General features: G+C 68.7%; 23 protein-coding genes. 9 read left to right on the forward strand and 14 right to left on the reverse strand.

What is annotated here, in order from left to right; all coding sequences use genetic code 11:
• Positions 1–27: 27 nt before the first annotated feature.
• The 3 genes from MNR01_RS15310 to MNR01_RS15320 are packed head-to-tail and all read right to left on the reverse strand — an operon-like array spanning position 28 to position 2158.
• Positions 28–963, reverse strand: coding sequence for a histone deacetylase family protein (locus tag MNR01_RS15310; protein ID WP_241918613.1), 936 nt, complete (start codon positions 961–963; stop codon positions 28–30).
• Positions 964–987: 24 nt separating this feature from the next.
• The gene (locus MNR01_RS15315; protein WP_241918614.1) at positions 988–1542 is read right to left on the reverse strand and encodes a cob(I)yrinic acid a,c-diamide adenosyltransferase; all 555 of its coding nucleotides are present in this window, start codon (positions 1540–1542) and stop codon (positions 988–990) included.
• Between the two features lie 19 nt (positions 1543–1561).
• Positions 1562–2158: a DUF6580 family putative transport protein gene (locus tag MNR01_RS15320; RefSeq protein ID WP_241918615.1), complete on the reverse strand. Its 597-nt coding sequence runs from the start codon at positions 2156–2158 to the stop codon at positions 1562–1564.
• 119 nt (positions 2159–2277) lie between these two features.
• On the opposite strand from MNR01_RS15320, the gene ubiH reads away from it, so the two are divergent.
• Entirely contained in the window at positions 2278–3519 is a 1242-nt protein-coding gene (ubiH, locus tag MNR01_RS15325; RefSeq protein ID WP_241918616.1) for a 2-octaprenyl-6-methoxyphenyl hydroxylase, read from the forward strand.
• The gene (locus tag MNR01_RS15330; protein ID WP_241918617.1) at positions 3516–4715 is read left to right on the forward strand and encodes an FAD-dependent oxidoreductase; all 1200 of its coding nucleotides are present in this window, start codon (positions 3516–3518) and stop codon (positions 4713–4715) included. Before ubiH ends, MNR01_RS15330 begins: the two co-directional genes overlap by 4 nt.
• A gap of 106 nt (positions 4716–4821) precedes the next feature.
• On the opposite strand, the gene MNR01_RS15335 is transcribed toward MNR01_RS15330, so the two are convergent.
• The 5 genes from MNR01_RS15335 to MNR01_RS15355 form a co-directional block, all read right to left on the reverse strand.
• Positions 4822–5517 carry a hypothetical protein gene (locus MNR01_RS15335; RefSeq protein WP_241918618.1) on the reverse strand — a complete coding sequence of 232 codons (696 nt, stop codon included), beginning with the start codon at positions 5515–5517 and terminating at the stop codon, positions 4822–4824.
• Positions 5518–5630: 113 nt separating this feature from the next.
• On the reverse strand, positions 5631–6710 hold the full coding sequence (gene rlmM / locus MNR01_RS15340; protein WP_241918619.1) for a 23S rRNA (cytidine(2498)-2'-O)-methyltransferase RlmM: 1080 nt from the start codon (positions 6708–6710) through the stop codon (positions 5631–5633).
• Between the two features lie 109 nt (positions 6711–6819).
• Positions 6820–7395, reverse strand: coding sequence for a nucleoside deaminase (locus MNR01_RS15345; protein WP_241918620.1), 576 nt, complete (start codon positions 7393–7395; stop codon positions 6820–6822).
• On the reverse strand, positions 7395–7829 hold the full coding sequence (locus MNR01_RS15350; RefSeq protein ID WP_241918621.1) for a hypothetical protein: 435 nt from the start codon (positions 7827–7829) through the stop codon (positions 7395–7397). Before MNR01_RS15350 ends, MNR01_RS15345 begins: the two co-directional genes overlap by 1 nt.
• A 10-nt stretch (positions 7830–7839) precedes the next feature.
• Complete coding sequence (locus MNR01_RS15355; protein ID WP_241918622.1) at positions 7840–9612, reverse strand: glutamine--tRNA ligase/YqeY domain fusion protein; 1773 nt, start codon at positions 9610–9612, stop codon at positions 7840–7842.
• A 205-nt stretch (positions 9613–9817) separates the two neighbouring features.
• On the opposite strand from MNR01_RS15355, the gene MNR01_RS15360 reads away from it, so the two are divergent.
• The 3 genes from MNR01_RS15360 (at position 9818) to MNR01_RS15370 (ending at position 11391) form a co-directional block, all read left to right on the forward strand.
• Entirely contained in the window at positions 9818–10087 is a 270-nt protein-coding gene (locus tag MNR01_RS15360) for a DUF2007 domain-containing protein (RefSeq protein ID WP_241918623.1), read from the forward strand.
• A gap of 134 nt (positions 10088–10221) precedes the next feature.
• Positions 10222–10740: an adenine phosphoribosyltransferase gene (locus MNR01_RS15365; protein ID WP_241918624.1), complete on the forward strand. Its 519-nt coding sequence runs from the start codon at positions 10222–10224 to the stop codon at positions 10738–10740.
• Between the two features lie 75 nt (positions 10741–10815).
• Positions 10816–11391 (forward strand): hypothetical protein, encoded by a 576-nt coding sequence (locus MNR01_RS15370; RefSeq protein ID WP_241918625.1) that lies wholly within the window; start codon positions 10816–10818, stop codon positions 11389–11391.
• Between the two features lie 6 nt (positions 11392–11397).
• Here MNR01_RS15370 and MNR01_RS15375 read toward each other — a convergent pair whose 3' ends face one another.
• From MNR01_RS15375 to ahpC, 3 genes are all read right to left on the reverse strand, one after another.
• Entirely contained in the window at positions 11398–12345 is a 948-nt protein-coding gene (locus tag MNR01_RS15375; protein WP_241918626.1) for a LysR substrate-binding domain-containing protein, read from the reverse strand.
• A 182-nt stretch (positions 12346–12527) separates the two neighbouring features.
• Positions 12528–14117, reverse strand: a complete 1590-nt coding sequence (gene ahpF, locus MNR01_RS15380; RefSeq protein ID WP_241918627.1) for an alkyl hydroperoxide reductase subunit F — start codon at positions 14115–14117, stop codon at positions 12528–12530.
• Positions 14118–14332: 215 nt separating this feature from the next.
• Entirely contained in the window at positions 14333–14896 is a 564-nt protein-coding gene (gene ahpC, locus MNR01_RS15385) for an alkyl hydroperoxide reductase subunit C (protein WP_241918628.1), read from the reverse strand.
• A gap of 217 nt (positions 14897–15113) precedes the next feature.
• Between ahpC and prmC the strand changes: the two genes are divergently transcribed.
• The 3 genes from prmC to MNR01_RS15400 all read left to right on the forward strand — a co-directional run bounded on the left by prmC (position 15114) and on the right by MNR01_RS15400 (position 18647).
• Positions 15114–15986, forward strand: a complete 873-nt coding sequence (gene prmC / locus MNR01_RS15390; RefSeq protein ID WP_241918629.1) for a peptide chain release factor N(5)-glutamine methyltransferase — start codon at positions 15114–15116, stop codon at positions 15984–15986.
• A gap of 153 nt (positions 15987–16139) precedes the next feature.
• A complete protein-coding gene (gene pip, locus MNR01_RS15395) occupies positions 16140–17081 on the forward strand; it encodes a prolyl aminopeptidase (protein ID WP_241918630.1) in 942 nt (313 codons plus the stop codon).
• 150 nt (positions 17082–17231) lie between these two features.
• Positions 17232–18647, forward strand: coding sequence for a sugar porter family MFS transporter (locus tag MNR01_RS15400; RefSeq protein ID WP_241918631.1), 1416 nt, complete (start codon positions 17232–17234; stop codon positions 18645–18647).
• A 46-nt stretch (positions 18648–18693) separates the two neighbouring features.
• Here the strand turns inward: MNR01_RS15400 and MNR01_RS15405 are convergent, their stop codons facing one another.
• From MNR01_RS15405 to MNR01_RS15415, 3 genes are all read right to left on the reverse strand, one after another.
• The gene (locus MNR01_RS15405; RefSeq protein ID WP_241918632.1) at positions 18694–19248 is read right to left on the reverse strand and encodes an NUDIX hydrolase; all 555 of its coding nucleotides are present in this window, start codon (positions 19246–19248) and stop codon (positions 18694–18696) included.
• 27 nt (positions 19249–19275) lie between these two features.
• Entirely contained in the window at positions 19276–20181 is a 906-nt protein-coding gene (locus tag MNR01_RS15410; RefSeq protein WP_256451848.1) for a 5'-3' exonuclease H3TH domain-containing protein, read from the reverse strand.
• Positions 20182–20252: 71 nt separating this feature from the next.
• Positions 20253–20858 (reverse strand): nitroreductase, encoded by a 606-nt coding sequence (locus MNR01_RS15415; RefSeq protein ID WP_241918633.1) that lies wholly within the window; start codon positions 20856–20858, stop codon positions 20253–20255.
• Positions 20859–21020: 162 nt separating this feature from the next.
• On the opposite strand from MNR01_RS15415, the gene MNR01_RS15420 reads away from it, so the two are divergent.
• Positions 21021–23240 (forward strand): DUF1631 family protein, encoded by a 2220-nt coding sequence (locus MNR01_RS15420; RefSeq protein WP_256451849.1) that lies wholly within the window; start codon positions 21021–21023, stop codon positions 23238–23240.
• Positions 23241–23316: the final 76 nt, after the last annotated feature.

A 23316-nucleotide genomic window follows, 5' to 3' on the forward strand; every position in this document is an offset into this window, starting at 1 on the left:
TGGCCCGTTTCGTCCCCGTTGCGCGGGTCAGGGCGCCGGCGACTGCGCCTGGCCGCCGAGCAGCGCACCCACGTGCGCGACGCTGCATTCGCGCAACGCCGACAGGTCATAGCCGCCCTCGAGCATCGACACGATCCTGCCGTTGCCATGGCGATCGGCGACCGCGACCAGCTGGCGGGTGAGCCAGGCGTAGTCATCGGTCTCCAGTTCCAGTTGCGCCAGCGGATCGCGCTTGTGCCCGTCGAAGCCGGCCGAGACGAACAGCAACTGCGGCCGGAACGAGTCCAGCGCCGGCAGCAGCTTTTCCTGCCAGGCACGACGGAATGCGTCGCTGCCGCAGGCAGGCGGCAAGGGGGCGTTGACGATGTTGCCGACGCCGCGCTCGTTGGCGTAGCCGGTGTCCGGATACAACGGCATCTGGTGCGAACTCAGGTACATCACCCGCGGATCGGTATCGAAGATCGCCTGCGTTCCGTTGCCGTGGTGCACGTCGAAATCGACCACGGCCACGCGCGACAGGCCGTGCTTCTCGCAGGCATGTGCGGCGGCCACTGCGATGTTGTTGAACAGGCAGAACCCCATCGCCACCGTCGCGGTGGCGTGGTGGCCCGGCGGGCGCACCGCGCAGAACACGCGTTGCACTTCACCGTGCATCACCGCGTCGACCGCGGCGATGCCGGCACCGGCGGCACGCAGGGCGGCCTCGGCGGAACCCGGCCCGAGCACCGTGTCCGGGTCGAGCGCCATGGGTCCATCCACCGCCGTGTCCAGCACCAGCGCCAGCAATGCGTCGTCGTGCACGCGCAGCAGTTGCCCGCGGCTCGCGCGTGGCGCTTCCTGCCAGTCCAGTGAGGTGAAGTTCTCGCGCAGTGCTTCGGTCACTGCGACCAGGCGCAGGGGCCGCTCGGCGTGGCCGGGGCCGGGATCGTGGCGAGTGCAGGCCACATGGCTGTAGACGCGCATGTCAGCCAGTCCGCTGCAGCGTGCTCAGGCCTTGCGGCGATCGTGGTTCCACAGCACTTCGCCGTGGCCGCTGGCACGCGCCAGCACTCGCGCCAGCACGAACAACAGGTCCGACAGGCGATTGAGGTAACGCACCGCCTCGGGCCGCACCGGCTCCAGCCGCGACAGCGCCACCGTCTCGCGCTCGGCGCGGCGTACGACGGTGCGGGCGATGTGGCATCGGGCCGCCGCTTCGCCACCACCGGGCAGGATGAAGTCCTTCAGCGCTGGCAGAGGTTCATTGAACGCGTCGAGCTGCTGCTCGAGGCGGTCGATGTCAGCGTCGAAGATCGCGGCGTGACCGGGGATGCACAGCTCGCCGCCGAGGTCGAACATCTGGTGCTGGACCGTGGTCAGCAGCGAGCGGATGTCGTCGGGCACGTCCGCGGCCAGGATCAGGCCGATGCACGAGTTGGCCTCATCGACCGTGCCGTAGGCCGCCACGCGCGCCGAGTCCTTGGCGACGCGGCTGCCGTCGCCAAGACCGGTCGTGCCGTCATCGCCGGTGCGCGTGTAGATCTTGCTGAGGCGGTTGCCCACAGATCCGGCTATCCGAAGGTCAGACCGTCTGCATACGCAGCGCCGGCACGCGCTGGCGCAGCAGGGCGAAACCGCCGAACAGCAGCGCGGCGTAGAACAGCGTGCCCAGCACCGTCCACTGGAAGAACGGGATGCCGGCGACGAAGGCGGCGCCCAGGCCGGCGGCGGTCATCGGGTAGATCGGCGTCACCTGGAATGCCCACGAGGCAAAGTTGGTGACCACGAAGAACAGCACCGAGCCGACCAGCGAGTAGCCGAGCACGCGCGAACCGCTGACGCGACCACGCAGCTTCAGGCCCAGCGCGGTGGTCAGCGCCACGCACAGGTACACGACCCAGATGCCGGCGCTGCCGAACCAGGTCGAATACAGGCCGCCGTTGATCGCGGCCAGGGCGATGTCGGAAATCAGCATGCCGGCCAGCGGCACGAAGAACGCCCAGCGCCTGGACGCGAAATAGGCACCACCGAACAGGGCCATGGCCTCGACCGGCGAGAAGTTCGGCGGGTGCGGCAGCAGGCGGGTCAGCGCGGCGACCACGATCATTCCAGCCAATACCAGCGGGCCGGGGGCAAAGACCTTGTCGAAGGCGGATTTCTCGGAGGCGGGACGGTTCATCGTGGTCGATTCTTTGGAAGGTAACGGCCTTCAGGAACGGCTAGCATAACGCAATGCCTGTTTCCCCCCCCAGTTCCCCGGCCTCCGCATCGGCTTCCACCCTGGCCCAGGCGGCCCGCATGTCCGGCCCGTCCGGACGAGGTCTTCACGACGTCCTCATCGTCGGCGGCGGCCTGGTCGGTGCCAGCCTGGCGATCGCGCTCGAGCGCATCGGCCTCGATGTCGGCCTGGTCGAAGCGGCGCCGCTTGGCGCACTGCCTGCCGTATTCGACGAACGCAACCTCAGCTTCGCCGAGGCCACGGTCAACGCGCTGTCGGCGCTGGGCGTGCTGCAGAAGCTGCGTGCGCCGGCCGGTGCGATCGAGCGCATCCACATCAGCCGCCGCGGCGACTTTGGCCGCAGCCTGCTCGATGCCCGGCGTTACGGCCGCAGCGAATTTGGCCGGGTGGTCATCGCCCGCGATTTCGGCGAAGCGCTCGAAGCGCGACTGGCTGAACTGCCGCGCCTGGCGCGCTATCGGCCCACGCGCTTCCTCGGCCTGGTGCCGGGCGACGAGGCGGCCTGTGCCGTGCGCGTGGCCGACGGCGACGGCGAGCGCGTGCTGAAGGCGCAGCTGCTGGTCGCCGCCGACGGCACCCGCAGCGGCGTACGCGACGCGCTCGGCATTGGCGTGGATGAACACGATTACGGCCAGACCCTGTTCGTCACCCGCGTGCGCGCGGCGCGGCCGCCGGACGGCACCGCGTACGAGCGCCTCGGCGACGAAGGCCCGACGGCGTTGTTGCCGCGAGGCGATCGCCACTACGGACTGATCCACGCCGTCGCCCGTGAACACGCCGAAGCGGTCGCCGCACTCGACGAGGCCGGCTTCCTTGCGCGCGCGCAGGATGCGTTCGGCTGGCGTGCCGGGCGCTTCCTGGGCTGCGGTCCGCGCAGTGCGCATGAGGCGATCCGCGTGCTGGCGCGTCGCACCACCGCGGCGCGCGCGGTGCTGGTGGGTAACGCCGCGCAGACCATCCATCCGATCGGTGCGCAGGGATTCAACCTTGGCCTGCGCGATGCGCTGACGCTGGCCGAGCTGATCGAACACGCCCGCCGCGCCGATCCTGCCGCCGATTGCGGTGCGACGGAACTGCTCGCGGCCCATGTCGAACGGCGTCGCGAGGATCGCCAGCGCACGACCGGTTTTTCCGACGGACTGGCCCGGTTGAGCGCCAACGACGCGCCATTGCTGCGGCCGCTGCGCAGCCTGGGCTTGTTCGCGGTCGATCGTCTGCCATCGGCGCAATCGTTCCTGGTCGGCGGTGCCATGGGATACCGCGGCGACGTGCCGGCACTGTGCCGGGAGATGGCGCGATGAGTCGCCGCGGTGGCCTCGACGTGATCGTCGTCGGTGCCGGCGTGGTCGGCGCAGCGGCGGCACTGGCATTCGCCCGCGATGGCCTGCGCGTGGCGCTGGTCGAAGCGAAGGAGCCACCGGCATGGCGCGCGGAGGCGACCGGTTCGGACGCCATCGACCTGCGCGTGTATGCCTTCGCGCCGGACAACGCTGCGCTGCTCGACGACCTGGGCGCCTGGGCCGGCGTGCGCGGGTCGCGCGCGCAGCCCTACCGCGCGATGCGGGTATGGGATGCGGCCGGCGGCGACGAACTGGCCTTCGATGCCGATGCGTTCGGTCGCCGCGAACTGGGCTGGATCGTCGAGCATGCCTTGCTGGTCGATCGACTGTGGGCGGCATTGCCTGGCGCGGGGGTGCAGTTGCATTGCCCAGACTCGGTGACCGCGTTCGAACAGGACGAGCAAGGCGCGACCGTGCACCTGCACAGCGGGCTCTCGCTGCGGGCCCGATTGCTGGTTGCAGCCGACGGCGCCGAATCCAGGGTGCGCGCACTGGCTGCCATCGAAGCGCCGCGCCGTGACTACGGCCAGCGCGGCCTGGTGGCGTTCGTTCGCAGCGAGCGGCCGCACCAGGCGACCTGCTGGCAGCGGTTCCTGCCGACCGGGCCGCTGGCGTTCCTGCCGTTCGCCAGCGACGAGCACACCAGTTCAATTGTCTGGACGCTGCCCGAAGAGGAAGCCGCGCGTCTGCTCCAGGTCGAACCGGCGCAGTTCCTGCGCGAGCTCGAGCTGGCGTTCGGCGGGCGCCTGGGAGCGCTGGTCGAGGTATCGAAGCGGGCGGCGTTCCCGCTGCGGCTGCAGCTCGCACAGAGCCAGGCCAGCGGACGCGTGGCGGTGATCGGCGATGCCGCCCATGCCGTGCATCCCCTGGCGGGGCAGGGCGTCAACCTCGGCCTGCGCGACGTGGCGACACTGCGCGCGGTCGTGGCGCAGGCGCATCAGCGCGGCATCGATCCAGGTTCGCCGCAAAGGCTGGCACGCTGGGCGCGTCAACAGCGAAGTGCCAATGCGGTCTCGGCGTATGCCTTCGATGGCATCAACCGGTTGTTCTCCAACGATGCGCTGGTGCCGACGTTGCTGCGCGGACACCTGCTGGGCATGGTCGGGCGCCTGCCGCCGCTCACGCATGCTTTCTGGCGGCACGCCGCGGGGCTTTGAGTCACGCCCCACTCCTTCCAGTCCCTGGAAGGAGTGGCCTGAACATACCCCCGAGCGCTTTACGTCTGTCCGCTTTACGTCCGGCCCGCCTTACATCCCGCCCGCCTTACATCCCGCCCGCAAGTTCCTTGCGGGTGATGCGGCCGTTGTGATCGGCATCGATGCGGCCAAAATTGCTTGCCAGCATGCTGTTCGTGCCGACTTCGGTGCGACTGAGGTTGCCGTCGCGGTCGGCATCAAGCGAATCGAAGTCGACCTTTGCAGACAGCGTCGAGTTGGGCGGACTCGAGGTCACGTTGACTTGCTGCTGCGCGCTGGCGCCCACGGCCGGTACGGCTGGCGTGGCGGGCATTGCAGGCGCCGGCGGCGTTGCCGCCTGGACGGCAGCTTCGGCGGCCTGCTGCGCCTGCAGGCTGGCGCCGCTGGCGGCCGATGCCGCCTCGCGCGCCTCGGCCGCGCCGGACGCCGGATTGGCGCCAGAGGTGGCAACGTCCTGCGCACCGTGCGCGTCATGGGCTGCATTGACGGCGCGATTGGCGGCGTCCTGCGCGTCGCTGGCGTACTGCGACGCCGAAGGGCCGTAACCCGGGGCCGCAGTTGCGGTGGCATCGCGTGCGCTCTGTGCGCTTTCACGCGCGGCATTGGCGCTGTCGGTGGCCACCTGCGCGGCCGCTTCGGCCTGCTGCTGCGACCTGGCGGGACTGCCCTGCGTGCGTTGTGCCATCGCCGTGCCGGTCGATGCGAGCGCGACCAGCAATGCGACGGCAAGGGTCTTCGAAGTGAACTTGTGCGTGGAATTCATCGTCTGCTCTCGCCTCTGCTTGTGGGCAAGGGCGACGCTAGTCCCGCAATCATCAACCGCCGATAGATTCCGCGTTTGGACGACTCGCAGCGTTCACGCAGGTGAGGAGCGCGTCATTGCGGCGTGGCGAAGACGGTGATTTCCTCGCGGTCGTGATAGAGCTGGCGGGCGCGGATGGTCAGCGGCTTTTCCGCCTGCCGCTCGAACAGCTCCAGGCACAGCCGGGTCTCTTCCCAGCGCTTCTTCATCGGCAGCTTGAGGTTGAAGATCGTGTGCCTGCACCAACCCTCGCGGATCCAGGTCGCCATGCGCTCGGCAACACGGCGCGGCTGCTCGACCATGTCGCAGACCATCCAGTCCAACGGGCCCTTGGGCTGCCAGTAGAAACCATCCTCACGCAGATGCTCGACGCGACCGCTGTCGAGCAGGTGCGGACGCAGCGGTCCGTTGTCGATGGCGATCACGCGCAGTCCCTGGCGCATCAGCACCCAGCTCCAGCCGCCGGGTGCCGCGCCGAGATCGGCGGCGCGCATGTTGTCGCGGAACAGGCTTTCCCGCTCGTGCTCGTGGACCAGGGTGAGCAGCGCTTCTTCCAGCTTCAGTGCCGAGCGACTGGGCGCATCGGCGTGCATGCGCAGACGGGCGATCCCCAGTGGCCATGGCGAACTGTCGCGCGGGCTCGCCTGCGCAAGCATGGCGTGATCGCCGGCGAGGAAGACCACGTGCAGGCGCGGGCGCCGCGGGTCGTCGATGCGGGTCAGCCAGCCGGCCTTGCGCAGTGCCGGCCGCAATGCGTTGCCGAAGCTGCGTGCCAGGCCCGCCAGCGGCTTGGCCTCGTCGGAATCGGGATGCTCGACCCACACGTCGCCATAGGCCGACGGCCGGCCTTCGGGGAAGGCCGCATGCAGTGCGTTGACGATCGGGGTGATGCGATCGCCCGGGTCGAGTCCCTGCAGGTCGGCCAGTCGCAGCAGCTTCTGCCGGGCGAAGATCAGATCGTCGAACGGCAATGCGCGGGACAGCGCGACCGCATCGGTGCCGAGGAATTCGACGTAGGCCTGGTTGCGCTGCGTGCGCGCGTAACCGGGCAGGCCGGCCAGCGCGGCGCGCTCGCCCAGTTCCGCGGCCAGTTCCGGTTCGAAGCCGGGACGGCAGTAGCACAGCAGGGCGTCGGCGATGGGGGCGTCTGTCATGTCAATCCGGAAGTGCGGTCGGTTCCCGCAAAGGCGGGAATCCAGGGAGGAGGGCAGACGTGGGCGCCAGGGCGCGCCAGGTTCCCGCCTTCGCGGGAATGGCGGTACCTCAGTAGCGCTCGCCGCCCTGTTCGCCGTAGGCGCGCAATACCTCGCGTGCGTCGTCGCGATGGATGTCGCGCAGCACGGCGATGCCACGACGCTCCAGTTCGCCGGCCCAGTCGGTGGGTAGCGGGCCTTCGTCGAACTCGGTCAGCTCCTCGACATCGTCGCTGCGCGCGCCGATCAGCAGCCGGTCGATGCCGGCCCAGACGGTGGCGCCGTAACACTGGCAGCACGGTTGCGAGGACGTGGCCAGGGTGATCGGACCGACGCGCTGGCCGTCCGCGTCCTCGTTGAGGCGCACGCGCTGGGTGCGTTGCTGCGCCAGCATGTAGGCCATGGTCTCGGCGTGGGCCAGCGAGCAGGTATGCGGCAGCACGCGGTTGACGCCGATCGAGATGATGCGCTCGTCCGGTCCGAACACCGCCGCACCGAACGGCCCGCCACTGCGGGCCTCGACATTGCGCCGCGAAAGATCGATGGCCAGGGCCACCTTGGCTTCATCGCCATCGTAAGTGCGCGTGGTGTCGATCGCCTCGTGCACCCACGGCGGCAGGGTCAGGTGAACCTGGGCATACAGCATCAGCGCACCTGCTCCGGGCCTTCATCGAGTCCGGAACTGCGCTCCCTGCACTGTCCCTGCTGGCACTGGCAGCTGTCGATGGCCTTGAAACCGCAGACGCCCATGCGGCCGCTCTTCGCGCACGCGGCCTGGACACTGGCCGGGTCGGTCGGACTGTTGGCGTTGACGCAGGCGGGCATGGCGCCGCAGCAGTTGCCGACATCCTTGATCGCGCAGTCGCTGTCGCTGCGGCAGCTGCGGTCGATCTTGATGGCGGCCGGTACGGTCACCGACTGCGCGGGCGTCGGCGCCGCGGCCGGCGGCGGCGTCGCCGCGGTGACCGGCGTCGCGGCAGGCGCAGGCGTTGCCGCCCGCGCCGCATCCGAAGGCGGAGCGGCGCAGGCGCACAGCACGGTCAGCAGCAGGGCGATCAATACCGACGACAGGCGACGCATGGCCTTCTCCTCAGGATTTCGTGGTCCAGGTGTCACGCAAGGTGACGCTGCGGTTGAACACGGGTGCGTCGCTGCGGTGGTCGTGACGGTCGGCGACGAAGTAGCCGATGCGCTCGAACTGGAACGACTGCTCCGGCGCGGCCACGGCGGCGGCCGGCTCGACGTAGCCGGTGACGGTGCGGCGCGAATCCGGGTTGAGGTGGTCCTGGTAGGTCTTGCCGGTGCCCTCGTCGTCGTCCGGATCGGCGACGTTGAACAGGCGGTCGTACAGGCGGATCTCGGCGGCCACCGCGTGGCGCGCGCTCACCCAGTGGATGGTGCCCTTGATCTTGCGGTCGGCGCCGGCCATGCCGGGGCGCGATTCGGGATCGAGCACGCCGCGGATCTCGACGACGCGGTCGCCGTCCTTGATCACTTCATCGCAACGGAAGATGCCGGCGCCGCGCAGTCGCACTTCACCGCCCGGGATCAGGCGCTTGAAGCCCTTCGGCGGCACTTCCTCGAAGTCCTCGCGCTCGATCCACAGTTCGTTGGAGAACGGCATGGTGCGCACGCCGGCGCTCTCGTCCTTGGGATGGTTCGGGAACGTCAGCGATTCCTCGTGACCGGCCGGCAGGTTGGTGATCACCAGCTTGAGCGGGTCGATCACCGCCATGCGCCGCGGCGCGCTGGCATCGAGGTCGTCGCGCAGGGCGCCTTCGAGGATGGAGATGTCGAGCAGCGAGTTCTGCTTGCTGATGCCGACGCGGTCGACCATCAGGCGCAGCGCCGACGGCGTGTAGCCGCGGCGGCGGATGCCCTGCAGCGTCGGCATGCGCGGGTCGTCCCAACCGTCGACGAGCCCGGCCTGCACCAGCGCCATCAGCTTGCGCTTGCTCATCACCAGGTAGTTGAAGTTCAGGCGCGAGAATTCGATCTGGCGCGGCTTGCTGGCCTCGAACGGCAGGCCCTTGTCGAGCAGCGGCTGCACCAGGTCGCGCGAACTGGCCAGGTCGACCTTGTCCACGCACCAGTCGTAGAGCGGGCGGTGGTCTTCGAACTCCAGCGTGCACAGCGAGTGGGTGATGCCCTCGACCGCATCGCTGAGCGAGTGGGCGAAGTCGTACATGGGGTAGATCGGCCAGTCCATGCCGGTGTTCTGGTGCTCGACGTGCTTGATGCGGTACAGCGCCGGGTCGCGCAGGTTCATGTTGCCGGCGGCCATGTCGATCTTCGCGCGCAGCGTGCGCGCGCCGTCGGGGAACTCGCCGGCGCGCATGCGGCGCAGCAGGTCGAGGTTCTCGTCGACGCTGCGGTCGCGATAGGGCGAGTTGCGGCCCGGCTCGGTCAGCGTGCCGCGGTAGGCGCGCACTTCGTCGGCCGACAGGTCGCAGACGAAGGCGTCGCCCTGGCGCACCAGCTTCTCGGCGGCGCGGTAGATCACCTCGAAGTAGTCCGACGCGTGGCGCAGGTCGTGCCACTCGAAACCGAGCCAGTTCACGTCCTCCTGGATGGCGCGGACGTATTCCGGGTCTTCCTTGACCGGGTTGGTGTCGTCCAGGCGCAGGTTGCACTCGCCGCCGAATTCGCGGGCGATGCCGAAGTCCAGGCAGATCGCCTTGGCATGGCCGATGTGCAGGTAGCCGTTGGGCTCGGGCGGGAACCGGGTCTTGATCGCCTGGTGCTTGCCGCTGGCCACGTCCTCGCGAACGATCTGCCGGATGAAGTCCTGCTTGGTGGATGCCTGGGCATCGTCGGCGGTCGGGGCGGCGGTCGGGGCGTTGGCGTGGGGCGTAGCGGACATTCGGGATCGCACGGGCAGGGAAGACCGGGAAGTTTAGCCGCTGGCGGAGAACGGCGTCGTTTCGACCCCTCCGTCCCGCCCAGGGCGTCCCGCCCAGGGCATCCTGCCCAGGGCATCCCGGCAAGGGCCCCTCGCAGCCCGTTCAACGACGCCGGCGTATCCTCGGTTGCAGCCTGACCGCGGCTCCCTCCATGAAGGTCCCCCCATGAAAGTCGTCTACGAAGCCGCCAACCTGATCGACGCCCACCTGGTGCGCCACGCCCTGGAAGCCCAGGAGATTCCGGTGTTCCTCAAGGGCGAGGCGCTGCTGGGCGGAATGGGCGAGCTGCCGCTGTTCGGCACGATCCTGGTGTGCGTGCCGGACGTGGTCTGGCCCGAGGCCAGCGAGCTGGTGGCGGCGCTGCCGCTGAACCAGCCCCTCGACGAGGCCGGCGACGAAGCATCGGACCTGCCTCCAGGCCTGCTCCCCGCCTGATCGCGTAGCCCGGGCAAGGCCGCAGGCCGCACCCGGGACCAGACCCGCCACGTCTGTGAGGCCCGGGTGCGCTGCGCTTACCCGGGCTACGGTCTCGGTGGGATATCGTTTGGCGCCCCCATGCCGGCCTTGCCATGTCCACTTTCGAATCCCTGATCCGCGAAGTCGCCGATTTCCCCAAGCCGGGCGTGGTGTTCCGCGATGTCACCCCGCTGCTGGCCGATGCCGGTGGTTTTGCCCGCTGCATCGACGCGCTGGCTGAGCCCTGGCAGGGCAGCCAGGTGCAGGCGGTGTGCGGGATCGAGTCGCGTGGCTTCATCTTCGGTGCGGCGCTCGCGCAGAAGCTGCACGCCGGCTTCGTGCCCCTGCGCAAGCCGGGCAAGCTGCCGCCGCCGCTGGTCGAGGTCGCCTACCAGCTCGAGTACGGCAGCGACCGCCTGCAGGCCCGTAATGACGCCCTGCGCCCGGGCGAACGCACGCTCATCGTCGACGACGTGCTCGCCACCGGCGGCACCCTGGCTGCCGCACGGGAACTGGTGCTGAAGCTGGGGGCGGACCTGGTCGGCGCCAGCGTGCTGATCGAGCTGGAAGCGCTGCAGGGCCGTGCGCGCTGGCCGGCGGGCGTGCCGCTGCACGCGCTGCTGCGCTACTAGACCGCTCGCGCCAACTTCACGCCGCACACCTGCCCAGTCAGTAGCCTGACTCCGGTCTGGCAGCCGGGCGGACGGATGGACGCATTCAATTACCTGTCGGTGATGGTGTCGCTGGTGCTGGGCCTGGGCCTGACCCAGCTGTTTGCCGGCATCGGCAACATGGTCCAGATCCGTCGACGGGTCGATCACTACTGGCTGCATGGCGTCTGGGTCGGGTTGCTGATCGCCCTGCACATCCAGATGTGGTGGTCGTTCTGGGCGATGCGGGCCGAGCGCGACTGGACCTACGGCGAGTTCGCTTTCGTCCTGCTGGGGCCGGCCACGCTGTGCGTTGCCAGCCACGCGTTCCTGCCCGAACTGATCGACGGCAAGATCGACGTCAGGAAGCACTACTACGATGCCCGCAAGGTGTTCTTCGGGATGCTGATCGTGGCCGCGGTGTGGGGCATCGTCATCGAACCGCTGATGGGGCTGCGGCCGCTGCTGATCCCGTTCCGGCTGGTGCAGGTGACGGGAATCGGACTGATGCTGGCGTGCGCGCTGTCGGGCAATCCGCGCGTGCATGTGGTGTCGACGTTGCTGATCACCACGATGCTCGCGGTCGGAACGGCGCTCACGCGCTATCGCCTGGGCCAGACCGGGATGGAGTGAAGCGACCTACAACGACTGCGCCAGCGGCTGCGGATGTGCGGCGCTGGCTTTCGGCGGGACCAGCAATGAGGCCGGCAGCTTGCGGAACTCGCCGGCCAGCTGCATCAGGAAATCGCCCATCGCCGAGCTGCGACGCCAGACCATGGCGATCTGCCGGTGCGGTGCGTTGCCGCGGAAACTCAGCAGGTGGATGTCGGAGGAGACCGGCACCGGCGGTTGCACGGCCAGCATCGGCAGCAGGGTGATGCCGACGCCGGCGGCGACCATCTGCCGCAGCGTTTCCAGGCTGGTGGCGCGGAAACCGTCGCGTTCGCCGGCGCCGGCCATGTGGCAGACGTCCAGCGCCTGGTCGCGCAGGCAATGGCCCTCTTCAAGCAGCAGCAGGTGCTGGTTGTCGAGGTCATTGATGTCGAGCGAGTCCTGGTCGGCCATCGGGTGCTGTTGCGGCACGGCCAGCAGGAACGGTTCGTCGAACAGCACTTCCACGTGCAGCTGGTCATCGTGGATGGGCAGTGCGAGCAGGCCGGCATCGAGGCGGCCGTCGCGCAGGCGCGCCAGGATCTGGTCGGTCTTCTCTTCCACCAGCAGCAGCTCCAGGCGCGGGAACCGCTGGCGCAGCGGTGCCACCACGTGCGGAAGCAGATAGGGGCCCAGCGTCGGGAACAATCCCAGGCGGACCGTGCCGGCCTCGGGGTCCTGGCTGCGGCGCGCGATCTCGGCCATCTGCTCGACATCGGCGATGACCTTGCGCGCGCGCTCGGCGATCTCGCGTCCGACCGGCGTCAGCATCACGCGCCGCGGTGCACGCTCCACCAGCGACACGCCGAGCTCGTCCTCGAGCTTCTTGATCTGCGTCGACAGCGTCGGCTGGCTGACGAAGCTGGCCGCGGCGGCGCGGCCGAAATGCTTGTGATCGGCGAGGGCTACCAGGTACTTGAGGTCGCGCAGGTTCAAGAGTGTTTCTCCAACACGGCTTGCGGAGCGACGGAACTCGAGGGTGGTGCTTTCGATCTACAACGCTTGCTGCAACTTGAACCCTACGTACGGGGCCGTAGCCCGGGTAAGCGAAGCGCACCCGGGGTGATGCCGCGGAACCCGGGTGCGGCCTTTGGCCTTACCCGGGCTACGAAACGCGCTCAGGCCGCGACTGCGGTTGAAGTCTCCGCAGGCGCACTGGTGCGGATCAGGTGATCGAACGCGCTCAACGCCGCCTTCGAGCCTTCACCCATCGCGATCACGATCTGCTTGTACGGCACGGTCGTGACATCGCCGGCGGCGAACACGCCCGGGATCGAGGTGCGACCGGACGCGTCGACTTCGATCTCGCCACGCGGCGACAGCGCCACCGTGCCCTTGAGCCATTCGGTATTGGGCAGCAGGCCGATCTGCACGAACACGCCTTCCAGCTCGACCCGGTGCGAATCGCCGCCGACACGGTCCTTGTAGATCAGGCCGTTGACCTTCTGGCCATCGCCGAGCACTTCGGTGGTCTGGCCGCTGGTGATGACGGTGACGTTGGCCAGGCTGCGCAGCTTGCGCTGCAGCACATCGTCGGCACGCAGCTGGTTGTCGAACTCGATCAGGGTGACGTGGCTGACGATGCCGGCCAGGTCGATCGCGGCCTCGACGCCGGAGTTGCCGCCGCCGATCACCGCCACGCGCTTGCCCTTGAACAGCGGGCCGTCGCAGTGCGGGCAATAGGCCACGCCTTTGTTGCGGTACTCCTCTTCGCCGGGCACGTTCATCTGCCGCCAGCGCGCACCGGTGGCCAGCACGACGCTGCGCGACTTCAGCGATGCGCCGTTGTCGAGCTGCACTTCGATCAGGCCGCCCGGCTCGCTCGCCGGGACCAGCCTGCTCGCGCGCTGCAGGTTCATGATGTCGACGTCGTACTCGCGCACGTGCTGCTCCAGCGCGCTGGCCAGCTTCGGACCCTCGGTGTAGGTCACCGAGATGAAGTTCTCGATCGCCATGGTGTCGAGCACCTGGCCACCGAAACGCTCGCCGGCGATGCCGGTGCGGATGCCCTTGCGTGCGGCGTAGATGGCCGCAGCCGCGCCGGCTGGACCGCCGCCGACAACGAGCACGTCGAAGGGCGCCTTGGCGTTGATCTTTCCGGCATCGCGCTGCGACGCGCCGGTGTCGAGCTTGGCCAGGACCTGCTCGATGGTCATGCGGCCCTGGTCGAACGGCTGGCCGTTGAGGAACACGGTCGGCACCGACATCACCTGGCGCTGCTCGACTTCGTCCTGGTAAAGCGCGCCATCGATGGCGACGTGGCGGATGTTGGGGTTGATCACGCTCATCAGGTTCAGCGCCTGCACGGTGTCCGGGCAGCTCTGGCAAGAGAGCGACATGAAGGTCTCGAATACGTACTCGCCTTCGAGATCGCGGACTTGCTCGAGCAGCTCCGGCGCAGCCTTCGACGGGTGGCCGCCGACCTGCAGCAGGGCCAGCACCAGGGAGGTGAATTCGTGGCCCATCGGGATGCCCGCGAAGCGCACACCGACATCGGTGCCGACGCGGTTGATCGCGAACGAAGGCTTGCGCGCGTCGTCATCGCGGCGCGCATAGGAAATCTTGTCCGACAGCGAGGCAACGTCCTGCAGCAGGGCCTCGAGCTCGCGCGACTTGTCGCCGTCATCGAGCGAGGCGACCAGCTCGATCGGCTGCGTGACCTTTTCCAGGTACGCCTGCAACTGGGTCTTGAGATCGGCATCCAACATGGGGGACGGCTCCATCGTTTGTTCGGAATGAACGCCGCGAGCGCCCGGGCAGGGGAGGGAGGGAGAGCTGCCCGAACGTCGCGACATCCAAAGAGGAAAACTGGCGGGCATCTGGCCGGCCGGAGGTTCGCGGGGGCGAACCGGTGGGGTGGGCTGGTGTGCCCTCACCCCAACCCCTCTCCCGCGGGCGGGAGAGGGGTTCGAAGCGGCGACTCTTAGATCTTGCCGACCAGGTCCAGCGACGGCTTCAGGGTCTTCTCGCCCTCGTGCCACTTGGCCGGGCAGACCTCGCCCGGGTGGGCGGCGACGTACTGGGCGGCCTTGACCTTGCGCAGCAGCTCGGACGCGTCACGGCCGATGCCGCCGGCGTTGATCTCGACGATCTGGATCTTGCCGTCCGGGTCGATCACGAAGGTGCCGCGGTCGGCCAGGCCGGCTTCTTCGATCATCACGCCGAAGTTGCGCGTGATCACGCCAGTCGGGTCGCCGATCAGCGGGTACTGGATCTTCTTGATCGTGTCGGAGGTGTCGTGCCAGGCCTTGTGGGTGAAGTGGGTGTCGGTGGACACGCCGTAGATCTCCACGCCCATCTTCTGGAACTCGGCGTAGTTGTCGGCCAGGTCGCCCAGCTCGGTCGGGCAGACGAAGGTGAAGTCGGCCGGGTAGAAGAACACCACGGACCACTTGCCCTTGAGGGTGGCATCGGTGACTTCGACGAACTCGCCGTTCTTGTAGGCGGTTGCCTTGAACGGAAGCACTTGGGTGTTGATCAGCGACATCAGGGGATTCCTTATGCGGGGTGGGTGGAAGCGATGGGCAAAGATTAGGGATCGCGCGTTAATCCATCAAGTTGATTGATGGAATTGATTTAATAGGCGTTGCCTATGGATGCACTGGCGGATAGGCCGCGCTTATCCATCCTGAGGTGCGGATGTTTCCGCCAGCGTCAAGGCGGCCCGCCTCGCGCTGCCCGGCCCCGCACGCGACAATGCCGCGATGAGCAAACCCACTCCGTCCGCCGCCCATTCAGCCGGCCATACCGTGGCCCAGCTGCTGGCGGCCGCCGCCGCGCGCCTGCCGGGCGAGGAAGCCCGGGCCGAGGCCGAACGACTGCTCGGCCATGCCCTGTGCGTGTCGGCCACCTGGTTGTACAGCCATGGCGAGGACGTGCCGGAACCGGCGCGTGCCGCCGGATTCGAGCGCCTGCTCGCGCGCCGGCTGGCCGGCGAACCGGTGGCCTATCTGCTGGGCCAGCGCGGCTTCTGGCGCTTCGACCTGCAGGTGACCCCGGCAACGCTCATTCCGCGCCCGGAAACCGAGCGCCTGGTCGAACTGGCGCTCGATCGGCTGCCGGCCAGCCAGTCTTTGCGCATCGCCGACCTGGGCACGGGCACCGGTGCGATCGCGCTGGCGCTGGCCCATGAAAGGCCGCTGGCGCACGTGGTGGCGGTCGATGTCAGCGAACAGGCGCTGTCGGTGGCGCGCGAGAACGCGCGCATCCTCGGCCTGGCGCGCGTCGAGTTCCGCCATGGCGACTGGCTGGCACCACTGGCGGGCGAGCGTTTCGAGCTGATCGCGAGCAATCCGCCCTACATCGCCGACGACGACGCCCATCTGCAGCAGGGCGACCTGAGGTTCGAACCGCGCGCTGCGCTGGCGTCCGGCCATGACGGACTCGATGCGATCCGACGGATCGTGGCCGATGCGCCGGACTGCCTGTCGCCCGGCGGCTGGCTGCTGATCGAGCACGGTTGGGACCAGGGCCAGGCAGTGCGCGGGCTGATGCAGGCGCGCGGCTTCGGGCAAGTGGAGACCACGCAGGACTGGGAAGCGCGCGACCGCGTGACCACCGGCCGCCTCGCCACCTAGTTCGGGCACGTAGACCGGGTACGTAGCCCGGGTAAGCGAAGCGCACCCGGGGCAGGGCGCTTCCGGCCGATCCTCCCCGGGTGCGCTTCGCTTACCCGGGCTACTCATCGCATCTGGCCTAGAATTGCCCACCTCCCCACGCGAGGTCACGCGATGCGCACGCTCTATCCCGAGATCGAACCCTTCGACAGCGGCACCCTGCAGGTCGACGGGCGCCATACGCTCTATTTCGAGCAGTGCGGCAATCCTGACGGCAAGCCGGTGGTTCTGCTGCACGGTGGTCCGGGCGCAGGCTGCAGCCCGAAGATGCGTCGCTTCCACGACCCGGCCAAGTACCGCATCGTGCTGTTCGACCAGCGCGGCAGCGGCCGTTCGACGCCGCACGCGGACCTGGTCGACAACACCACCTGGGACCTGGTCGCCGACATCGAGAAGCTGCGCGGCAAGCTGGGCATCGACAAGTGGCAGGTGTTCGGCGGCTCGTGGGGTTCGACGCTGGCGCTTGCTTACGCGCAGGCCCATCCGCAGCGCGTGACCGAGCTGGTCCTGCGCGGCATCTTCATGCTGCGTCGCTGGGAACTGGAGTGGTTCTACCAGGACGGCGCCTCGCGCCTGTTCCCCGATGCCTGGGAGCACTACCTGGCGGCGATCCCGGTGGTCGAGCGCCACGACCTCATCAGCGCCTTCCATCGCCGCCTGACCTCGCCCGACGAAGCCACGCGCCTGGCCGCGGCCAAGGCCTGGAGCGTCTGGGAAGGCGCGACCAGTTTCCTGCACGTGGATCCGGATTTCGCCGCCAGCCACGAGGATCCGCAGTTCGCGCTCGCCTTCGCGCGCATCGAGAACCACTACTTCGTCAACAGCGGCTTCTTCGAGGTCGATGACCAGCTGCTGCGCGACGCGCATCGCATCGCCGACATTCCCGGCGTGGTGGTGCACGGGCGCTACGACGTGGTCTGCCCGGTCGCCAATGCGTGGGATCTGAAGAAGGCCTGGCCGAAGGGCGAACTGGTGATCACGCCGGCATCGGGGCATTCGGCGTTCGAGGCCGAGAACGTGGATGCGCTGGTAACGGCGACCGACCGCTTCGCCTGACCAGACCCGTCATTCCCGCCTTCGGGGATGACGGAGTAGCTGGCGGGGGGATGCCGACGGATGCCCCCTGCATACGTATTCAAGGACAGCCCGCCCCCGCCTCGCGCAGAATCGCCCGGACGCCGCCAGCAGGCGGCCCGGGGGATACGAATGAGCGCGATTGCCGAGTCCGGCCAACAACACGTCACAGCACGGGTCGTACTGATATCCGCCGCCGCTGCACTGGGTGGCTTCCTGTTCGGATTCGACACCGCGGTCATCAACGGCGCCGTCGATGCCATCCGCGGCGGCTTCGGCCTCGGCGCGGCGCAGACCGGTTTCGCCGTGTCCTGTGCGCTGTTGGGTTCGGCGCTGGGCGCCTGGTATGCGGGTCCGCTCGCCGATCGATTCGGCCGCGTGCGCACGATGCAGGTGGCCGCGTTCCTGCTGGCGATCAGCGCGCTGGGCTCGGGCCTGGTGTTCGGCGTGTGGGACCTGGTGTTCTGGCGCGTGGTCGGCGGCATCGGCGTCGGCGTGGCGTCGGTGATTGCGCCGACCTATATCGCCGAAGTGTCGCCGGCGGCAGTGCGCGGGCGACTGGGGTCGCTGCAGCAGCTGGCGATCGTGCTCGGCATCTTCATGGCGCTGCTCAGCGATGCCTGGCTCGCCGGCATTGCCGGTGGTGCGGCCGGCAAGCTGTGGTTCGGGCTGGAAGCGTGGCGCTGGATGTTCCTGGTCGCGGTGGTGCCGGCGTTGATCTACGGCGCACTGGTGCTGGGCGTGCCCGAGTCGCCGCGGCACCTGGTCGCCCGTGGCCGCCCGCGCGAGGCGCGCGATGTGTTGCGGCAGGTGCTGGGCCTCAACAGCGAGACCGCGCTCGACCAGAAGGTCACCGACATCCAGGACAGCCTGCGCTCGGAATACCGCCCCACCCTGAAGGACCTGCGCGGCCCGCGCGCCGGCCTGCTGCCGGTGGTGTGGATAGGTATCGCGCTGTCGGTGTTCCAGCAGTTCGTCGGCATCAACGTGATCTTCTATTACTCGTCCACGCTGTGGCATTCGGTGGGCTTCAGCGAGGCCGACTCGTTCACGATCACCGTGGTGACTTCGGTGGTGAACGTGCTGGTCACGCTGGTGGCCATCGCCCTGGTCGACAGGATCGGACGCAAGCCGCTGCTGACGCTTGGTTCTGCCGGCATGGCGGTGACGCTGGCGCTGATGGCGTGGTGCTTCTCGCAGGCGACCGGCAGCGGCGCAGCGCTGAGCCTGCCCGAGCCGTGGGGCATGGTCGCGCTGGTCGCCGCCAACGCCTACGTGGTGTTCTTCGGCCTGAGCTGGGGCCCGATGGTGTGGGTGCTGCTGGGCGAGATGTTCCCCAACCGCATCCGCGCCATTGCACTGGCGGTCGCCGCATCGGCGCAGTGGATCGCCAATTTCGTGATCACCAGCAGCTTCCCGTCGCTGGCCGAGATCGGCCTGTCGTTCGCCTATGGGCTGTATGCGCTGTTCGCGCTGGGCTCGCTGGCGTTCGTGCTGACCTCGGTGCGCGAGACCAAGGGGATGGAACTGGAAGAGATGCGCGACTGAGGCATCGCCTCTCCCTGGTCGCCGTATGGCGCCAGGGAGAGCGGGGTTACAGCGCTGCCGATCCGTCCGGGTTGTGCTCGATCATCCACAGCCCCGCCCACAGCTTCAGATCCAGCTCGTAGCCCTCGCGCTGTTTCTGCATCAGCCATGCCGGTGCGGAAGCGCGCGGGACTTCATGCACGGTGATGTCTTCGTTGTCGACGCCGCCGCCGCTGCCGACCTTGCTCAGCCCGCGGGCGCGGACGAAGGCGATGCGCTCGTTGCTCATCCCGGCAGACGTCGGGCCGACCAGCAGCACATCGACGCGTTGCGCCGACCAGCCGGTTTCCTCGATCAGTTCGCGCCGCGCCGCCGCTTCCAGCGTGTCGGTGGCGTGGTCGTCGCCGACCAGGCCCGCCGGCATCTCGATCGTGCGCGCGCCCAGCGGGATCCGGAACTGCTCGACGAACAGCACGTTGTCGTCCGGCGTCACCGCAATGACGATCACCGCCATGCCGTCGCCGTGCGTGCGCTCGACGTACTCCCAGCGGCCGCGCCGGCGCATGCGCAGCCACGGACCTTCGTAGAGGGTTTCCAGCGGTTCCTGGACCTGGTCGTTCATGGGTTGCCTGTCGTGTTTGCCTGAATGCTATGCCGGGACCTGTGACGCCGCGAAGTCCAGGCCGGCGGATTGATAGAGCCGCCTGCGCGTCATCGGACCGAAGCGGACCGCCTCGCACAGCGCGCCCAGACCGGCGCTGTCGCCATTGCCGCGCGCGAACTGCAGGCTGATGTCGCCCAGCGGCGCATCCAGGGCGATCGTGGTCAGCTGGCGGCACAGCAGGGCCTGTTCGCGGTGCTGGCGCAGTTTCGCAGCCGCACTGGCGGCGCCGCGCAGGCGCAGGTAGGGCACCTCCTCCACGCGTGCCAGCAGGGCATCGAGCGTGTCGAAGTGGGCCAGCAGCGCTGCCGCGGTCTTGGCGCCGATGCCGGGCACGCCGGGAATGTTGTCGACCGCGTCGCCGGTCAGGGCGAGGTAGTCGGCGATCTGCCGCGCCTGCACGCCATGGCGCTCGGGCACGCCGGCCGCGCTCCAGCGCTGGCCGCGGGCGAAGTCCCACTGCTCGTCGTGGTCGCCGAGCAGCTGCGACAGGTCCTTGTCGGCGGAAACGATGACCGAGCGGAAACCGTTGCCGCGCGCGGCATGCACGGCGCTGCCGATGAGGTCGTCGGCTTCGTACTGGCCATGCGAAAGCACGGCCAGGCCGAGCGCGCTGCACAGCGCCTTGCAATGCACGAACTGGCGCTTGAGCTCTTCCGGTGCCGACTCGCGGTTGGCCTTGTAGGCCGGGTACAGCTCGTTGCGGAAGCACGAGTCCAGCGCTTCATCGAAGGCGATGGCGATGTGCTGAGGCCGCTCGCGGTCGATCAGCTCGAGCAGGAAACGGGCGAAACCATGCACGGCATTGGTGGGCCAGCCGTCGGCGTCGTGGAACTCGTTGGGCATCGAGTGCCAGGCGCGGAAGACGTACATGCTGGCGTCGACCAGGTACAAGGTGGTCCCAGGCGCAGACGTGGTCCCCGCGGATGTGCCCCCAGGAGCGGGCGCAATGTTGTCGGCGCCGCTCATGCCGGCGACCACGCGCTGAGCAGTTCGGCCGGGTCGGGGCGCTCGCGCTCGGGCGCATCCAGTTTCGGCGTACCGATATGGACGAAGCCGACCACGCGCTCGTGCTCGGCCAGGCCCAGCCACTGCGCGACCTGCGCGTCGTAGGCCAGCCAGCCGGTCAGCCAGATCGCGCCATAGCCCAGCGCCTGCGCGGCCTGGAGCAGGGCGAAGCAGACGCAGGAGGCGGTGGAGAAGCGCTCGGATTCGGGGATCTTCTCGTCCGGGCCCAGTCGCCCGATCACCGCGACCACCAAGGGCGCGTGCGAGAACCGCGTCCGGTCCTTCTCGATCACCGCATCGCTGGCCTCGGGGTCGCGCTGGCGGCTGCGCTGCGCCAGGCGTTCACCAAAGGCGTGGCGGGCATCGCCACTGAAGCTGATGAAGCGGAACGGCACGCGCTTGCCGTGGTCGGGCACGCGCACGGCCGAGCGCAGCAGGCGCATCAGCGTATCCGGGTCGGGGCCGGGCTCGCCCAGCTGCTTGGGCGGCACCGAGCGGCGGGCGTCCAGGGTGGCCAGGGCCAGGTCGAAATCCAGGGACGGGTCAGATGTGTTTCGCGACATCAGTCACAATTGCTCAAAGTGGGCCTGCAAGGCGAGGTCGTATCTTGCCACTATGCGCCTACCAACTGCCGGTGCACGGCAGGTTCGGTCCACGCAACTCTGGGGAACAAGCTAGTGTCCGGCTATCCGCACGGCGTCGCTCAAGCTACGCGTACCGATCCGATGCGCATGCTTGAGGAGATCAAGCGTCAGACCCTGGAGGCGCTCGGCGGGCTGCCGGGCACCCTGTACGGTCCGATCGAGGACGCGCTCAAGCTCGCCTCCCTCAAGACCGACGGCAAGAACAGTTTCTACGAAGAACAGGCGGCGTTGTGGATGCTGCGCCAGCAACAGGCGTCGCACGTGATGCGGTACCGCCAGCAGATCGCGCAGGGCTTCGATGACTTCCGCGCGCTGCGCATCCGCAGCGGCGGCGAGGTCCAGCTGCGGCTGGTCGACGAACAGCAGCTGGAATACGAGCTTGCCAGCGGCCGCCTGAACGAGGCGCTGGTGGCACGTTTCGCCCGTCCGCTCGACACCTTGCAAAGCCGCCTGCAGACCCTCTCCGAAGCGATGCGGGTACCGATGGGGGTCAATCCGATCGGTCCGGACCGCCTGGTCGCGGCCTTCTCGCAGACGTTCCTGGAAGCGCAGGTGCCCGACACGCTGCGCGCCCGCCTGTTCCGCCATTACGAACAGGACCTGGTGCGCCTGCTCGGCGAGCTCTATGCGCGCATCAACACGCTCCTGGCCACCTCCGGCTACGGCAGCGCCACGCCGGCGGCCACGGCCCGCCCACGCGCCGATGAGCCCCGCCGCGACGGCTACGCGTCTGCGCCGGGCTTCCCGGGCGCTGGTGACGGCTACGGCATCCCCGGCGGCGCGACCACCTTCGCGCATGCCTCCGGCGCTGGAAATTTCGGTCGAACCCTGTCAACGCCCATGTCCAACCAGGACATCGCCGCCATGGCCAGCGAGCTGGCCGAACTGCGCAGCCAGCTGCACGCCTGGCGCGAAACCCTGCCCAAGGACGACGTCGCGTCGGCGCTGTCCGCCGCTCGTGCCACCGGCCCGCGCCGCGAAATGCGTGTCGATGAAATCCTCAGCGTGGCCTCGCTGCTGCAGGCCGAGCCGCCGGATGCGTTCGCACGCGCGCTGGCGGTATCGGGCCGGCTTGGCGAGACCATCCGCGACCACCTGCAGGACGGCGCGGCCCGGCTCGGCCTCAATCCGGAGCAGGCCTGCTTCAGTTCCGAGGAAGAGGACGCGATCGACCTGGTCGCGCTGCTGTTCGATTCGCTGTTCCAGCACAACGCGCTGCAGGATCGGGCTCGCCGCCTGTATGCGAGGCTGGTGCTGCCCTATGTCAAGGTCGCGCTCACCGACAACGGTGTGTTCGTCAAGCGCGAGCATCCCGCGCGCCGCCTGCTCGATGCGATCACCGAAGCCTGCGAAGGAAACGACGCAGAGACCGCGCAGGACCGTGAACTGCTCGATCGCGCCACCGAGATCTCGCAGCGCATCGTCGCCGAATACAACGAAGACCTGGCCGTGTTCGAGCTGGCCCACGCCGAGCTCGACGCACTGCTGTCGCAGCAGCGCCGCCGCATCGAACTGCAGGAGCAGCGCGCCGCCAAGGCCACCTATGGCCGCGAGCGGCTGGGGGCCGCGCGCGAGCAGGCCGAAGCGGCGCTGACAGAACGCCTGGCCGAGCCGGAACTGACCCAGGCCGTGGCCGATTTCCTGGCCATGCCGTGGCGCCACCACGTCGTGCAGACGCTGTTGCGCGATGGCGCCGACCCGCGCCGTCACGCCGAGGCCATCGCCTTGGGCGATGCCCTGCTGATGGCCGACCGCATGGCCGAAGAGAACCGCGGCCGCGAACTCGCCGACCAGTTGCTGGCCTTGCAGCCGGCCATCGTCGAATGCCTGGCCAGTTCCGGTCTTGACGACAGCGCAGCGCAGCACGGCATGGCCGGACTGGTGCGTGCGCTGGCGACGCCGGATACGCCGCGCCGTCGCCGTCCGCCGCCGTCATTGACCATGCCCGAGGACGACGCCAGCGAGAGCGAGCGCAAGCTGTGGCTCGTCGGCGGCACCGACACGATGACCCACGACCAGATCCTCGCCGAGCGTATGCGTTCGCTGGAGGTCGGTGACTGGGTGCGCTTGACCGATCTGCAGGGCGAATCGGTTGCGGCCAAGATTGCCTGGATCAGTCCGCTGACGTCGCGGTTCCTGCTGGTCAATCGTCGCGGCATCCGGATGCTGGCGGCTTCGCCGGAGGATCTGGCGGCGCTGGCCACTGCGGGGCGCCTGACGATCGGTGCTGAGCGGACCGCGTTTGATGAGGCGATGCGACAGGTGCGTCGTCACCTGGACCGGGCGCCGGTCGCGCGCTGATCACTGTCGTCCCGGCGAAGGCCGGGACCCAGACCCCCTGCGGACAACGCCACTCCGGAGGCAGCCGGCTCCGCGC

Origin of the sequence: Lysobacter sp. S4-A87 (genome assembly GCF_022637455.1) — a bacterium.
Lineage (GTDB): Bacteria > Pseudomonadota > Gammaproteobacteria > Xanthomonadales > Xanthomonadaceae > Lysobacter_J.

Coding starts and splice junctions, on each gene's coding strand:
- MNR01_RS15310 (WP_241918613.1), bottom strand. CDS start 963: ATGCGCGTCTACAGCCATGTGGCCTGCACTCGCCACGATCCCGGCCCC.
- MNR01_RS15320 (WP_241918615.1), bottom strand. CDS start 2,158: ATGAACCGTCCCGCCTCCGAGAAATCCGCCTTCGACAAGGTCTTTGCC.
- ubiH (WP_241918616.1), top strand. CDS start 2,278: ATGTCCGGCCCGTCCGGACGAGGTCTTCACGACGTCCTCATCGTCGGC.
- MNR01_RS15330 (WP_241918617.1), top strand. CDS start 3,516: ATGAGTCGCCGCGGTGGCCTCGACGTGATCGTCGTCGGTGCCGGCGTG.
- MNR01_RS15335 (WP_241918618.1), bottom strand. CDS start 5,517: ATGAATTCCACGCACAAGTTCACTTCGAAGACCCTTGCCGTCGCATTG.
- rlmM (WP_241918619.1), bottom strand. CDS start 6,710: ATGACAGACGCCCCCATCGCCGACGCCCTGCTGTGCTACTGCCGTCCC.
- MNR01_RS15345 (WP_241918620.1), bottom strand. CDS start 7,395: ATGCTGTATGCCCAGGTTCACCTGACCCTGCCGCCGTGGGTGCACGAG.
- MNR01_RS15350 (WP_241918621.1), bottom strand. CDS start 7,829: ATGCGTCGCCTGTCGTCGGTATTGATCGCCCTGCTGCTGACCGTGCTG.
- MNR01_RS15355 (WP_241918622.1), bottom strand. CDS start 9,612: ATGTCCGCTACGCCCCACGCCAACGCCCCGACCGCCGCCCCGACCGCC.
- MNR01_RS15360 (WP_241918623.1), top strand. CDS start 9,818: ATGAAAGTCGTCTACGAAGCCGCCAACCTGATCGACGCCCACCTGGTG.
- MNR01_RS15365 (WP_241918624.1), top strand. CDS start 10,222: ATGTCCACTTTCGAATCCCTGATCCGCGAAGTCGCCGATTTCCCCAAG.
- MNR01_RS15370 (WP_241918625.1), top strand. CDS start 10,816: ATGGACGCATTCAATTACCTGTCGGTGATGGTGTCGCTGGTGCTGGGC.
- ahpF (WP_241918627.1), bottom strand. CDS start 14,117: ATGTTGGATGCCGATCTCAAGACCCAGTTGCAGGCGTACCTGGAAAAG.
- ahpC (WP_241918628.1), bottom strand. CDS start 14,896: ATGTCGCTGATCAACACCCAAGTGCTTCCGTTCAAGGCAACCGCCTAC.
- prmC (WP_241918629.1), top strand. CDS start 15,114: ATGAGCAAACCCACTCCGTCCGCCGCCCATTCAGCCGGCCATACCGTG.
- pip (WP_241918630.1), top strand. CDS start 16,140: ATGCGCACGCTCTATCCCGAGATCGAACCCTTCGACAGCGGCACCCTG.
- MNR01_RS15400 (WP_241918631.1), top strand. CDS start 17,232: ATGAGCGCGATTGCCGAGTCCGGCCAACAACACGTCACAGCACGGGTC.
- MNR01_RS15405 (WP_241918632.1), bottom strand. CDS start 19,248: ATGAACGACCAGGTCCAGGAACCGCTGGAAACCCTCTACGAAGGTCCG.
- MNR01_RS15415 (WP_241918633.1), bottom strand. CDS start 20,858: ATGTCGCGAAACACATCTGACCCGTCCCTGGATTTCGACCTGGCCCTG.
- MNR01_RS15420 (WP_256451849.1), top strand. CDS start 21,021: ATGCGCATGCTTGAGGAGATCAAGCGTCAGACCCTGGAGGCGCTCGGC.